The following is a 13,999-nucleotide window of genomic DNA, read 5'->3' on the forward strand; positions in this document are numbered from 1 at the left end:
GTCTATGCCTGAAAGAGAACGAACATCTCCTCAGTATGAATCTTTCCACGAATTATACAAAAACAACACTACTAAAGAGCTCACTCAAAAAGCCAAATCTTTAAAATTAACAAATTATAGTAAATTAAATAAGAAAGAGTTAGTTTTAGCTATCATGGAAGCTCAAATGGAGAAAGATGGCAATTACTACATGGAAGGTATCCTTGATGATATCCAACAGGATGGGTATGGTTTCCTTAGAACCGTTAACTATTCTAAAGGTGAAAAGGATATATATATTTCTGCAAGTCAAATCCGACGTTTTGAGATCAAACGTGGAGACAAAGTAACTGGTAAAGTACGTAAACCGAAAGATAATGAAAAATATTATGGGTTACTTCAAGTCGATTTTGTGAATGATCAAAATGCAGAAGAAGTTAAAAAACGCCCTCATTTCCAAGCGTTAACGCCGCTTTATCCGGAAGAAAGAATTTTATTAGAAACGCTTCCGACTAATTATTCAACTCGAATTATGGATTTAGTGACGCCGATTGGTTTAGGGCAACGTGGTTTAATTGTAGCGCCACCTAAAGCAGGTAAAACAAGTTTATTAAAAGAGATTGCTAATGCGATTGCTACAAATAAACCTGAAGCTCAACTTTTTATTTTACTAGTAGGTGAACGACCTGAAGAGGTAACTGATATTGAACGTTCAGTTGAATCTGCGGAAGTAGTGCACTCCACTTTTGATGAACCGCCAGAACATCATGTCAAAGTAGCAGAATTATTATTAGAACGTGCTAAAAGATTAGTTGAAATAGGTGAAGATGTTATCATCTTAATGGATTCTATTACACGTTTAGCACGTGCTTATAACCTTGTAATCCCACCGAGTGGACGTACGCTATCTGGTGGTTTAGACCCTGCTTCACTGCATAAACCTAAAGCATTTTTCGGTGCAGCAAGGAACATTGAAGCAGGTGGTAGTTTAACCATATTAGCTACTGCACTTGTTGAAACTGGTTCAAGAATGGATGATATGATCTACGAGGAATTTAAAGGTACAGGTAACATGGAATTACATCTTGATCGTAAATTATCAGAACGCCGTATCTTCCCAGCAATTGACATTGGTCGTAGTTCAACACGTAAAGAAGAATTACTTATCTCGAAAGCTGAACTTGACTCATTATGGCAATTACGTAACTTGTTCACAGACTCTACAGACTTTACTGAACGTTTTATTCGCAAGTTAAAACGCTCTAAAAATAATAAAGACTTCTTTTCACAATTACAAAAGGCAGCAGAAGAAAGTACAAAGACAGGTAAACCAATTATCTAAGTTATCTTTGATAAAGGGTTGCGTTTTGATTTGATAACTATTATAATTACACAGTATTGGGTAAAAAACTCACAAATAACTCTGTTCCAGATGGTTCAGGGCAAAGGAGCTGAAAGAAATGAAACAAGGAATTCATCCTGAATACCACAAAGTTATCTTTTTAGATACTACTACAAACTTTAAATTCTTAAGTGGTTCTACTAAAACATCTTCAGAAACTATGGAATGGGAAGATGGAAATGAATACCCAGTTATTCGTTTAGACGTATCATCTGATTCACATCCATTCTATACTGGGCGTCAAAAATTCGCCGCTGCGGATGGTCGTGTGGAACGCTTCAACAAAAAGTTTGGTTTCAAATCAAACAACAACTAAATTTGAATTTCAACTGTCTACGTATCCATATAGGGAATGTAGACAGTTTTTTTATTTTTTAACCCTTTATTATGTTAGTAGATTTTGTTTTTACTTAATTTGTTTGTAAAATGAGAGTATCGTCGTTTAATTTAGAATAATACTTTGAAAATGCATTTAACTACTCATAAAATATGATATAATTAAGCGATTATGTTTTGAAAAAAGGTGGAACTCTCAATGTATGAAACGTACCATTCCGGATGGATTGAAACAATTACTGGAAGTATGTTTAGTGGTAAATCAGAAGAGTTGATTCGTCGTTTAAGACGAGGGATTTACGCGAAACAGAAAGTCATTGTTTTTAAGCCAGCTATTGATGATCGTTACCATAAAGAAAAGGTCGTCTCACACGATGGTAATGAAATTGAAGCGATAAATATTTCTACGTCAAGAGAAGTTTTAAACCAAGATTTAGACAATGTAGACGTTATCGGAATAGATGAAGTGCAGTTTTTTGATGGTGAAATAGTAAATATTGTAGAACAACTGGCTAAAAATGGTCACAGAGTTGTTGTTGCAGGTTTAGATATGGATTTTAGGGGAGAACCTTTTGAACCTATGCCGAAATTATTAGCTGTTAGTGAACAAGTGACTAAATTACAGGCGGTTTGTGCTGTATGTGGGTCACCTTCTAGCCGTACACAAAGATTAATCAATGGAGAGCCAGCTAAAATAGATGACCCAATTATATTAGTTGGTGCGAATGAAAGTTACGAACCACGTTGTAGAGCACATCATATTGTGGCTCCAAGTGAAAATGAGAAGGAGGAAATGTAGTGTTTGATCAATTAGATATAGTAGAGGAACGATATGAACAATTAAATGAGATGTTAAGCGACCCTGATGTCGTGAATGATTCAGATAAACTTAGAAAATATTCAAAAGAACAAGCTGATTTACAAAAAACTGTTGAAGTTTATCGTAGTTATAAATCTAAAAAAGAAGAACTTGAAGATATTGAAGAAATGTTAAAAGAAACTTCAGATAAAGAAGAAGTGGATATGCTTAAAGAAGAGAGTGCGTCTTTAAAAGCTGAATTACCTGAAATGGAAGAAGAACTTAAAATCTTATTAATTCCTAAAGACCCAAATGATGAAAAAGACGTTATCGTTGAAATCCGAGCAGCTGCAGGTGGTGACGAAGCGGCCATATTTGCTGGGGACTTGATGAGGATGTATTCTAAATATGCTGAAGCATATGGTTTTAAAACTGAAATTGTTGAAGCTTCTGAAAGTGACCATGGTGGTTATAAGGAAATTAGTTTTTCAGTATCAGGTAGTGGAGCCTATAGTAAATTAAAATTTGAAAACGGTGCTCACCGAGTTCAACGTGTACCAGAAACTGAATCAGGTGGCCGTATACATACTTCTACGGCAACAGTAGCTGTATTGCCAGAAGTAGAAGATGTTGAGATTGAAATTCGTAACGAAGATCTAAAGATTGACACGTACCGTTCAAGTGGTGCGGGTGGTCAGCACGTTAACACAACTGACTCAGCAGTACGTATTACCCACTTACCTACTGGTGTTATTGCAACGTCATCAGAAAAATCACAAATTCAAAACCGTGAGAAAGCGATGAAAGTCTTAAAAGCACGTTTATACGATATGAAGTTACAAGAAGAACAACAAAAATATGCGTCACAAAGAAAATCTGCTGTAGGTACAGGTGACCGTTCAGAACGTATCAGAACATATAACTATCCACAAAGTCGTGTGACTGATCATAGAATTGGCTTAACGCTACAGAAACTTGGTCAGATTATGGAAGGTAATTTAGATGAAATCATAGACGCACTTACTCTATCTGAACAAACTGAGAAATTGAAAGAACTTAATAATGGTGAACTATAAAGATAAACTTCAAGAGGCTATTCAATTAACATTAGATAAAGGGTATGAGCAGACTAGGGCAGAATGGCTACTGTTGGACCTTTTTAAATGGTCACGAACAGACTATCTTATCCATCGTGAAGAACAGATGTCTCAAGCTGATATAGCAAAATTTGACCTAGCTCTACATAGAATGTTGAGTGGTGAACCTATTCAATATATCGTAGGCTTTCAATCTTTTTACGGCTATAACTTCGAGGTAGATAATAATTGTCTAATCCCTCGTCCTGAAACTGAAGAAGTGATGCTTCATTTTCTAAATCAATGTCATCATCAAGATACAGTTGCCGATATTGGTACAGGAAGCGGTGCGATTGCTATTACACTTAAGTTGCTTAAGCCAGATTTAAACGTTCTCGCTACAGATTTATATGAAGATACACTGAATGTTGCACGCAATAATGCAACATTACATCAGCAAGAAATTCAATTTCTTCAAGGAGACGCATTGAAACCTCTAATTGATAATAATATTAAAGTTGACGGATTAATTTCTAATCCACCTTATATTGATGAATGTGAAGCAAGAGATATGGATGATACTGTACTTAAATATGAGCCTCACCATGCTCTGTTTGCTGAAAATGAAGGCTACGCCATCTATGAGGGTATTTTAAAAGATTTACCACAAGTAATGAAAGAACAAGGACATGTCGTGTTTGAAATTGGATATAATCAAGGCAACCAACTAAAAGCATTAATTAATTCTATGTATCCTGACAAGTTAGTCAAAGTTATTAGAGATATTAATGGTAATGAACGCATCGTGTCATTCAAATGGTAAAGAATTCATGAGATTATAATGCGTTTTTTTGTGAAATTAAATGTATCTTTATATGCGGATTAAGTTTTAAACATAATTAAAAATGAATGGGTGGAACTTCAACTTCAACAATAATGAACTGAATTGAGTTCCACTCTTTTTAAATTCATAATATAGATAAGAAAGAGGTGAAAATGGTGAATACTCAAATATGGGATCTTAGAAAATATGAAGAGAATGTAGTTAAATATCCTAAGTTAAACGAGATTAAAGAGACATTATTAAATGATGGATTAGTAGCGATTCCTACAGAGACAGTTTATGGGCTTGGTGCGAACGCAAGAAATGAACATGCGGTAAGAAAAATATATGAAGCTAAAGGACGTCCTTCTGATAATCCTTTAATCGTTCATATACATCAAAGGGAGCAACTTGAAGAGTTTGTAGATGGAATTGATGAACGTGTTTCAAAATTAATGGATGTCTTTTGGCCTGGACCAATTTCATTTATTTTACCTCTTAAAACAGGTTATTTATGTGAAAAAGTTACAGGCGGATTAAACTCTATTGCAGTTCGTATGCCAAGTCATAAAATAGGGCGGGCGTTACTTCAATATATTGACGAACCTATAGCTGCACCAAGTGCCAATTTAAGTGGTAGACCTTCACCTACAAAGTTTGATCATGTTTTTCAGGATTTAAACGGAAAAGTGGACGGAATTGTTAATGGGGATCAAAGTGAAGAAGGTCTTGAGAGTACAGTGTTAGATTGTACTCAATATCCTTTTAGAATAGCACGCCCAGGTTCTATAACCACTTCAATGATAGAACAAGTTTTACCGGGGAGTATTCAAAAGGCTAATTATTTTGAAAAGGACAAACCTATTGCTCCTGGGATGAAATATAAACATTATTCGCCAGATACGCCACTAACAATTGTTGAAAATTTAACTCACAAAATTGATAATAATGAAAAATGGAATGATGTAGTATTTATTTTTCCTATTAGTATGAAATATTTATTGCCTGAGAATGCTCAATTTATTCCACTATGTGATGATGAGCAAGATATTAAAGGGGCAAACCATAATTTATATAGTGTATTGCACTCTATAGATAGCTCTAATGATATTAAACACGCTTATATTTATAGTTTTGAAAAAAAGGATCAGTCTGAAGCGATTATGAATAGAATGTTGAAAGCAGCAGGTAATGAAGTGATAGAAGGTGACGAATTATGAAATTAATATTTGTTTGTACAGGTAATACGTGTAGAAGTCCGTTAGCTGAAAGTATTGCTAAGAAATTGTTGCCAAACGATGACATTCAATCACGTGGTTTATTTGCTATGGAAGGGCAAAAAATCTCTAAAGAATCATTACAATTGATTCATAGCTATCATCTACCTAAGCCTTCAAATGCTCAACAATTTACTTTGGAAGATTTAGAAGCAGATTTAATTCTCACAATGTCTCCTTCACATAAAGATTTAATTAAGTCTCAATACGGTCAATATTCAAATGTGTACACGATAAATGAGTATGCAGGTATTGAGGGGCATATAGAAGACCCATTTGGATGTTCTTTTGAAGTATATGAAAAAACTTTTCAAAATATCTACGATTTATTGAAAAAAATTGAAATGAATCGATAACAGAGTAAATTATATATAATTAGTATATGTTAAGCTTTAAATAAGTTATAATAAAGGGGTATAGTAAGTTTGCTATGTTCCTTTTTATTATATTCAAAGGGGTGGGTTTCATTGCGTGATTTACAAAAGCTACTTATTGAATTAAAAGATATGTCATTCTTTAAGAAAGGCGAATTGTGTATTGTCGGTTGTTCAACATCTGAGGTCATTGGCGAACGAATTGGTTCAGTTGGATCATTAGAGATAGCTAAAGAGATTTTTGATGCTTTGAAACAAATTGAAGAGGATACAGGTGTGTCATTTGTCTTTCAAGGATGTGAACATATTAATAGAGCAATCACGATTGAAAGAGCAGATTTTAACCCACTGTCTATGGAAGAGGTAAATGTAGTTCCAGATGTACATGCAGGTGGTAGTTTATCAACGTATGCCTACCAACATATGGATAATCCAATGGTTGTAGAACATATCAGTGTACCTAAAGGTATTGACATTGGCCAAACATTAATTGGTATGCATATCAAGCATGTATGTGTTCCAGTCAGAACAAGCGTTAAACAAGTTGGAGAAGCTATCGTTACCATAGCGACATCACGACCTAAGAAAATTGGTGGCGAACGTGCTAAATATCAATAATTTAATGAAAGAAGGGGAATTATTTATGTCTTACATTGAAAAACAGGATAAAGTGATTTTTGAAGCAATTCAAAAGGAGTATGACCGTCAAAATAGTAATATCGAATTAATTGCATCTGAGAATTTTGTGTCTGAAGCTGTTATGGAAGCTCAAGGTTCAGTATTGACTAATAAGTATGCCGAAGGTTATCCAGGCCGTCGTTATTATGGTGGTTGTGAATATGTTGATGTTTCTGAAACAGTAGCAATTGATCGTGCTAAAGCACTTTTTGGCGCTGAACATGTTAATGTACAACCTCACTCTGGTTCACAAGCCAACATGGCTGTTTATTTAGTTGCTCTTGAGATGGGAGATACTGTTCTAGGTATGAACTTAAGTCATGGGGGACATTTAACTCATGGATCTCCAGTTAACTTTAGTGGTAAGTTTTATAATTTCGTTGAATACGGAGTTGATAAAGAAACGGAATTAATTAACTATGATGAAGTACGCAAACTTGCACTAGAACATAAACCTAAATTAATTGTAGCGGGTGCCTCTGCTTATTCTAGAACTATTGATTTTAAAAAGTTCAAAGAAATTGCAGATGAAGTAGGTGCTAAATTAATGGTGGATATGGCTCACATTGCTGGATTAGTTGCAGCTGGTTTACATCCAAATCCTGTTGAATATGCTGATTTTGTCACTACTACTACACATAAAACTTTACGTGGCCCTCGTGGAGGTATGATTTTATGTAAAGAAGAATATAAAAAAGAAATTGATAAGACAATTTTCCCTGGAATTCAAGGTGGCCCACTAGAACACGTAATTGCAGCGAAAGCAGTAGCATTTGGAGAAGCATTACACAGTAACTTCAAATCATATCAACAACAAGTGATTAAAAATGCTCAAGTTTTAGCTCAAACATTAATTGATGAAGGATTCAGAGTGGTTTCAGGTGGTACTGATAATCATTTAGTTGCAGTTGATGTTAAAGGTTCTATTGAGATTACAGGTAAAGTCGCTGAAGAGACTCTTGATAAAGTAGGTATTACTTGTAATAAAAACACAATTCCTTTCGATCAAGAAAAACCATTCGTTACAAGTGGAATTAGATTAGGCACACCAGCTGCAACTACACGTGGATTCGATGAATCAGCATTCGAGGAAGTGGCAAAAATTATTAGCTTAGCTTTAAAACATACTGACGATGAAGCTAAACTCAATGAAGCTAAAGAAAGAGTGCACGCCCTTACTTCAAAATATCCATTATATGAATAATAGAGAAACACATTGGAGGAAATTATAAATGAGTAAAGTACATGTTTTCGATCATCCTTTAATACAGCATAAACTAAGTTATATTAGAGATGCTCATACCGGTACAAAAGAGTTTAGAGAACTAGTTGATGAAGTAGGTATGTTAATGGCTTATGAGGTGACTAGAGATTTAGAATTACAAGATGTTGAAATTCAAACACCTGTAACTAAAATGACAGCTAAACGACTAGCGGGTAAAAAATTAGCTATAGTGCCAATTTTAAGAGCAGGATTAGGAATGACTGATGGTGTTTTAAGTTTAGTTCCTTCAGCAAGAGTAGGTCACATTGGCTTATATAGAGATCCAGAAACACTTAAAGCAGTAGAGTACTTTGCTAAACTACCTCAAGATATCGATGAAAGACAAATTATCGTTGTAGACCCTATGTTAGCGACTGGTGCTTCAGCAATAGAAGCCATTTCATCACTGAAAAATCGTGGTGCGAAAAATATTCGTTTTATGTGCTTAATTGCTGCACCAGAAGGTGTGGAAAAGATGCAAGAAGCTCACCCAGACGTAGATATTTATATCGCGACACTTGATGAAAAATTAAATGACAAAGCTTACATCACACCTGGATTAGGGGATGCTGGTGACAGATTATTTGGTACTAAATAATAGATTCGGAGATAGATAGTTTGATGAAAAAAATTATGACCATCTTCGGGACAAGACCTGAAGCTATTAAAATGGCACCACTCGTAAAAGCATTAGAAAAAGATGCTGAATTAGAACCCGTCGTTGTTGTTACAGCTCAACACAGGGAAATGCTTGATTCAGTATTAAATACATTTGATATAACACCTTGTCATGATTTGAATATTATGAAATCTGGGCAGACTTTGTCTGATATTACATCAAAATCGATGGTTCTTTTAGAAGAAGTAATTAAAAAAGAATCACCAGATATGGTACTAGTACATGGTGATACAGTTACTACGTTTTCTGGGTCACTAGCAGCTTTTTATAATCAATTACCTATTGGTCATGTTGAAGCTGGGTTAAGAAGTTATGATAAGTATTCTCCTTTTCCTGAGGAGATGAATAGACAAATGGTTGGGGTAATGGCAGACTTGCATTTTGCCCCAACTTTTAATGCAGCTAAGAATTTGCTTGATGAAGGCAAATCATCTAACAATGTGGTAATAACTGGTAATACAGCGATTGATGCTATGAACTATACAATTAATGAAAATTATACTTCTCAAATCATCGATAAACATCGTAACAAGAAATTTATTTTATTAACTGCTCATAGAAGGGAAAATATAGGTCAACCTATGATTAACGTGTTTAAGGCAGTTAGAAAATTAATTGATCAGTATGAAGATTTAGCATTAGTATATCCAGTTCACATGAATCCGAGAGTTAGAGAACTCGCTGAAGCGTATTTAGGTCACCATGATCGTATAGAGTTAATTGAACCTTTAGATGTGATAGACTTTCATAATTTTGCTAAGCACGCTTACCTAATTATGACTGATTCTGGAGGAATACAAGAAGAAGCTCCATCTCTACATAAACCTGTACTCGTATTGAGAGATAGTACAGAGAGACCTGAAGGGGTAGAAGCAGGTACTTTAAGGGTTATTGGTACTAATGAGGACTCTGTTTATGAGGAAACTAAGCGTCTTTTAGACGATAAACAGCTTTATAAACATATGAGTGAAGCAAACAATCCCTATGGAGATGGGAATGCAAGTAATAGGATAGTAAATCATATTAAATATTATTTTGGATTAATTAGTGATAAACCCAATCATTTTGAAAAATAAAAAGTTTGTTACGTTACTTTTTGTGAATATTTTGTGACAAAAATGCCGTAAATTTTAACAAGACTTTGAATAGAATTGACACCATACAATAGGCTATATTATCATTTAGATTGTATGAGTGGAACGGTTTACATGATTGGTATAAGACACTCGGAGGCATATAGATGAGTCGTTTCTACATCATTTTTAAACAATATATCCAATATTATCTTTATCTCTTAATAGTATTAGGAATATTGTATCTAATTATACCCCGACCTTTTATTTTAGGATTAATGATAGGAACATGTGGTTCTTTGGTTAATACATACATCTTTGAAAGTTATTTAGCAAAGGCACAACAACAAGATGCTATACATATTTCAACGGGCAATATATGGAGATATCTTGTAGCAATCATTGCGTGTTTGTTATGGTTTTTCTTCAAAGACCACATCAATATCATAGGTGTATTAATTGGTTTAATGATTTCTTATATTGTAATCATATTACGCCCTCTACTTAAAAGGGAGTAAAAATTAAATAAGAAAGAGGTGAGTTTATGGATCACAAATCCCCACTCGTCAGTTGGAACGTGTTTGGATTCGATATTGTCTTTAACATGGCAAGTGTTATGATGGTGCTCATTACGGCGATTTTAGTTTTTATCATAGCTTTAATATGCACGCGTAATCTTAAAAAACGACCAACTGGAAAGCAAAACTTCATTGAATGGGTATTTGATTTTGTAAGAGGCATCATAGAGAGTAACATGGCTTGGAAAAAAGGTGGAAACTTTCACTTTTTAGCAGTGACATTAATTTTGTTCATCTTTGTAGCCAATATGCTTGGGTTACCGTTTGCTATTGTTACTAAAGATCACTATCTATGGTGGAAATCACCGACAGCTGACGCAACGGTAACTCTTACGTTATCTACAACTATGATTCTACTAACGCATTATTACGGTATTAAAATGCGTGGGCCTAAAGCATATGCAGCCGGATACTTTAAACCTTTCTGGCCACTTGCAATCATTAATGTATTTGAGGAGTTTACATCTACATTAACTTTAGGTTTACGACTATACGGTAATATCTTTGCTGGTGAATTATTACTTGGTTTACTGGCAGGACTATTTGTAGACCATTTATCATGGGGTTGGATTATAAGTATTCCAGGATTAATCGCTTGGCAAGCGTTCTCAATATTCGTTGGTTCAATCCAAGCGTATATCTTCATCATGCTTTCAATGGTTTATATGTCACATAAAGTGGCAGATGGACATTAAATTAATTTAATAATTATATACAATTCTTAGGAGGAAAATTTATTATGAATTTAATCGCAGCGGCAATCGCAATTGGTTTATCAGCATTAGGTGCAGGTATCGGTAACGGTCTTATCGTATCTAGAACAGTTGAAGGTGTAGCACGTCAACCAGAAGCACGTGGTCAATTAATGGGTATCATGTTCATTGGTGTTGGTTTAGTTGAGGCTTTACCTATCATTGGTGTTGTAATTGCGTTCATGACATTTGCTGGATAAGACATATTAAGGCGAGGCCTGTACAAGGCTATCGCCGTTCGTTTTGTTTTTTATAGCTTAGTGATTATATCTACGAAAGGAGTGTCATGAGCCCGTGACTGCAACAGCTAATATGTTCGTTTTAGGTGCAGGAGTCGAATGGGGAACAACATTAGTTACACTTGCCACATTCGTAATTCTTCTTGCGCTATTGAAGAAATTTGCTTGGGGTCCATTAAAAGAAGTAATGGACAAACGTGAGCGAGACATCAATAAAGATATTGATGATGCTGAACAAGCTAAAATCAACGCTCAAAAACTTGAAGAAGAAAACAGAAAGACACTTAAAGAAACTCAAGATGAAGTTCAAAGAATCTTAGACGATGCTAAGGTTCAAGCACGTAAGCAACATGAAGAAATTATTCATGAAGCTAATGTAAGAGCTAACGGCATGATTGAGACTGCTCAAAGTGAAATTAACAGTGAAAAAGAACGTGCACTTGCTGATATTAATAATCAAGTATCTGAACTATCAGTATTAATCGCATCTAAAGTTCTTAGAAAAGAAATTTCAGAGCAAGATCAAAAAGATTTAGTTGAAAAGTATTTAAAAGAGGCAGGGGATAAATAATGGTAAAGGTAGCAAATAAATATGCCAAAGCATTATTTGATGTCTCTAATGATACAAATCAATTAGATGTAGTTTATGAAGATTTAGAAACAATCAGCCATTCATCTTTCGACTATATTAAAAGTTTAAAAGCAATTGATAGTAATCCTTCATTAACTGCAGATGAGCGTAAATCATTCGTTAATGAAGTATATAGTGGTGCAAATCAATACGTCGTTAATACGCTAAAAGTTTTAGCTGATAATCGTCATTTATCATTAATTGAAGATGTATTTAGAGCTTTTCAAAGTTTATATAATGCGCACCATAACCAAGACTTTGCAATTGTAGAATCTACTTATGAATTAAATGAAGATGAATTAGCAAGAATAGAACAATTGATTAAAGATCAAACACATTTATCTAGAGTAATTGTTAGCACTAAAATCAATCCAGATTTAATTGGTGGATTTAGAGTTAAGGTCGGCACAACTGTTATGGATGGTAGCGTTAAGAATGACCTTGTTCAATTACAAAGAAAATTTGAAAGAGCTAATTAATATTTAAAGAGGAGTGACATAGATGGCCATCAAAGCTGAAGAAATCAGTGCATTACTTCGCTCACAGATTGAAAATTATGAGTCTGAAATGTCCGTAACTGATGTTGGTACTGTACTTCAAATTGGTGACGGTATCGCATTAATTCACGGATTAAACGATGTTATGGCTGGTGAGCTAGTAGAATTCCACAACGGCGTATTAGGTTTAGCACAAAACCTTGAAGAATCAAATGTTGGTGTGGTTATTTTAGGACCATACAACGATATTAGTGAAGGTGACGAAGTTAAACGTACAGGCCGTATTATGGAAGTACCAGTTGGAGACGAATTAATTGGAAGAGTCGTTAATCCACTTGGTCAACCTATTGATGGACAAGGTCCTATCAATGCAACTAAAACACGTCCAGTTGAGAAAAAAGCAACTGGTGTTATGGATCGTAAATCAGTTGATGAACCATTACAAACAGGTATCAAAGCAATTGACGCTTTAGTACCAATTGGTCGTGGTCAACGTGAGTTAATCATTGGTGACCGTCAAACTGGTAAAACAACTGTTGCTATCGATTCAATCTTGAACCAAAAAGATCAAGATACAATTTGTATTTACGTAGCTATTGGTCAAAAAGATTCAACAGTACGTGCAAATGTTGAGAAATTAAGACAAGCAGGCGCTTTAGATTACACAATCGTTGTTTCTGCTTCTGCAGCTGATCCAGCACCATTACTTTATATCGCACCATATTCAGGTGTAACTATGGGTGAAGAATTCATGTTTAATGGTAAACATGTTCTTATCGTATATGATGATTTAACTAAACAAGCAGCAGCTTATCGTGAATTATCATTATTATTACGTAGACCACCAGGTCGTGAAGCTTACCCAGGTGACGTTTTCTACTTACATAGTAGATTATTAGAAAGAGCAGCGAAGCTTAATGATGAATTGGGTGGCGGTTCAATCACTGCTTTACCTATTATTGAAACGCAAGCTGGTGACATTTCAGCTTATGTCCCAACAAACGTTATTTCAATTACTGATGGACAAATTTTCTTACAATCAGATTTATTCTTCTCTGGTGTAAGACCAGCTATTAATGCTGGACAATCAGTATCTCGTGTTGGTGGTTCTGCTCAAATTAAAGCTATGAAGAAAGTAGCAGGTACGCTACGTTTAGACTTAGCTTCTTATCGTGAGTTAGAATCATTCGCACAATTCGGTTCTGATTTAGATGAATTTACTGCTCAAAAATTAGAACGTGGTAAACGTACTGTTGAAGTATTAAAACAAGACCAAAACCACCCTCTACCAGTTGAATATCAAGTTTTAACAATTTATGCATTAACTAAAGGTTATTTAGATGATATTCCAGTAGAAGATATTACTCGATTTGAAGACGAATTAAACCACTGGGCAGATGCAAATGCAACTGACTTATTAAATGAAATCAGAGAAACTGGTGCATTACCAGATGCTGATAAATTTGATTCTGCTATTACAGAATTCAAAAAAGGTTTTAGTAAATCAGAACAATAATTCTTAATTGAAAAATTGTAACTGCA

General features: G+C 34.7%; 17 protein-coding genes. All 17 read left to right on the forward strand.

The window, feature by feature from the left end:
• Nucleotides 1-4 precede the first annotated feature (4 nt).
• The 17 genes from rho (at nucleotide 5) to atpA (ending at nucleotide 13,973) form a co-directional block, all read left to right on the forward strand.
• Complete coding sequence (rho, locus tag AC3WQX_RS11175) at nucleotides 5-1,321, forward strand: transcription termination factor Rho (RefSeq protein WP_023351347.1); 1,317 nt, start codon at nucleotides 5-7, stop codon at nucleotides 1,319-1,321.
• A 118-nt stretch (nucleotides 1,322-1,439) separates the two neighbouring features.
• Nucleotides 1,440-1,697 (forward strand): type B 50S ribosomal protein L31, encoded by a 258-nt coding sequence (locus AC3WQX_RS11180; RefSeq protein ID WP_002435494.1) that lies wholly within the window; start codon nucleotides 1,440-1,442, stop codon nucleotides 1,695-1,697.
• Between the two features lie 219 nt (nucleotides 1,698-1,916).
• Nucleotides 1,917-2,516, forward strand: a complete 600-nt coding sequence (locus AC3WQX_RS11185; protein WP_023351348.1) for a thymidine kinase — start codon at nucleotides 1,917-1,919, stop codon at nucleotides 2,514-2,516.
• On the forward strand, nucleotides 2,516-3,592 hold the full coding sequence (prfA, locus tag AC3WQX_RS11190) for a peptide chain release factor 1 (RefSeq protein WP_002435511.1): 1,077 nt from the start codon (nucleotides 2,516-2,518) through the stop codon (nucleotides 3,590-3,592). The genes AC3WQX_RS11185 and prfA overlap by 1 nt, the downstream gene beginning before the upstream one ends.
• Complete coding sequence (gene prmC, locus AC3WQX_RS11195) at nucleotides 3,579-4,415, forward strand: peptide chain release factor N(5)-glutamine methyltransferase (RefSeq protein WP_023351349.1); 837 nt, start codon at nucleotides 3,579-3,581, stop codon at nucleotides 4,413-4,415. Before prfA ends, prmC begins: the two co-directional genes overlap by 14 nt.
• A gap of 176 nt (nucleotides 4,416-4,591) precedes the next feature.
• Nucleotides 4,592-5,635: an L-threonylcarbamoyladenylate synthase gene (locus AC3WQX_RS11200; RefSeq protein ID WP_030062760.1), complete on the forward strand. Its 1,044-nt coding sequence runs from the start codon at nucleotides 4,592-4,594 to the stop codon at nucleotides 5,633-5,635.
• Complete coding sequence (locus AC3WQX_RS11205) at nucleotides 5,632-6,048, forward strand: low molecular weight protein arginine phosphatase (RefSeq protein WP_023351351.1); 417 nt, start codon at nucleotides 5,632-5,634, stop codon at nucleotides 6,046-6,048. Before AC3WQX_RS11200 ends, AC3WQX_RS11205 begins: the two co-directional genes overlap by 4 nt.
• 111 nt (nucleotides 6,049-6,159) lie before the next feature.
• The gene (locus AC3WQX_RS11210; protein WP_023351352.1) at nucleotides 6,160-6,684 is read left to right on the forward strand and encodes a TIGR01440 family protein; all 525 of its coding nucleotides are present in this window, start codon (nucleotides 6,160-6,162) and stop codon (nucleotides 6,682-6,684) included.
• Between the two features lie 25 nt (nucleotides 6,685-6,709).
• On the forward strand, nucleotides 6,710-7,948 hold the full coding sequence (gene glyA / locus AC3WQX_RS11215) for a serine hydroxymethyltransferase (protein WP_023351353.1): 1,239 nt from the start codon (nucleotides 6,710-6,712) through the stop codon (nucleotides 7,946-7,948).
• 28 nt (nucleotides 7,949-7,976) lie between these two features.
• Nucleotides 7,977-8,606, forward strand: a complete 630-nt coding sequence (gene upp, locus AC3WQX_RS11220; RefSeq protein WP_002435776.1) for a uracil phosphoribosyltransferase — start codon at nucleotides 7,977-7,979, stop codon at nucleotides 8,604-8,606.
• A gap of 23 nt (nucleotides 8,607-8,629) precedes the next feature.
• Complete coding sequence (gene wecB, locus AC3WQX_RS11225; RefSeq protein WP_030062761.1) at nucleotides 8,630-9,763, forward strand: non-hydrolyzing UDP-N-acetylglucosamine 2-epimerase; 1,134 nt, start codon at nucleotides 8,630-8,632, stop codon at nucleotides 9,761-9,763.
• Nucleotides 9,764-9,927: 164 nt separating this feature from the next.
• A complete protein-coding gene (locus AC3WQX_RS11230) occupies nucleotides 9,928-10,278 on the forward strand; it encodes an ATP synthase subunit I (RefSeq protein WP_002453711.1) in 351 nt (116 codons plus the stop codon).
• A gap of 26 nt (nucleotides 10,279-10,304) precedes the next feature.
• Nucleotides 10,305-11,033, forward strand: a complete 729-nt coding sequence (gene atpB / locus AC3WQX_RS11235; protein WP_023351355.1) for a F0F1 ATP synthase subunit A — start codon at nucleotides 10,305-10,307, stop codon at nucleotides 11,031-11,033.
• A gap of 44 nt (nucleotides 11,034-11,077) precedes the next feature.
• Nucleotides 11,078-11,290, forward strand: coding sequence for a F0F1 ATP synthase subunit C (gene atpE / locus AC3WQX_RS11240; protein WP_001048816.1), 213 nt, complete (start codon nucleotides 11,078-11,080; stop codon nucleotides 11,288-11,290).
• 94 nt (nucleotides 11,291-11,384) lie between these two features.
• Nucleotides 11,385-11,900, forward strand: a complete 516-nt coding sequence (locus AC3WQX_RS11245; protein ID WP_023351356.1) for a F0F1 ATP synthase subunit B — start codon at nucleotides 11,385-11,387, stop codon at nucleotides 11,898-11,900.
• Complete coding sequence (locus AC3WQX_RS11250; RefSeq protein ID WP_023351357.1) at nucleotides 11,900-12,439, forward strand: F0F1 ATP synthase subunit delta; 540 nt, start codon at nucleotides 11,900-11,902, stop codon at nucleotides 12,437-12,439. Before AC3WQX_RS11245 ends, AC3WQX_RS11250 begins: the two co-directional genes overlap by 1 nt.
• 22 nt (nucleotides 12,440-12,461) lie before the next feature.
• A complete protein-coding gene (gene atpA / locus AC3WQX_RS11255; protein WP_002435859.1) occupies nucleotides 12,462-13,973 on the forward strand; it encodes a F0F1 ATP synthase subunit alpha in 1,512 nt (503 codons plus the stop codon).
• Nucleotides 13,974-13,999: the final 26 nt, after the last annotated feature.

The organism is Staphylococcus sp. FW104-15G4D, from assembly GCF_058790135.1.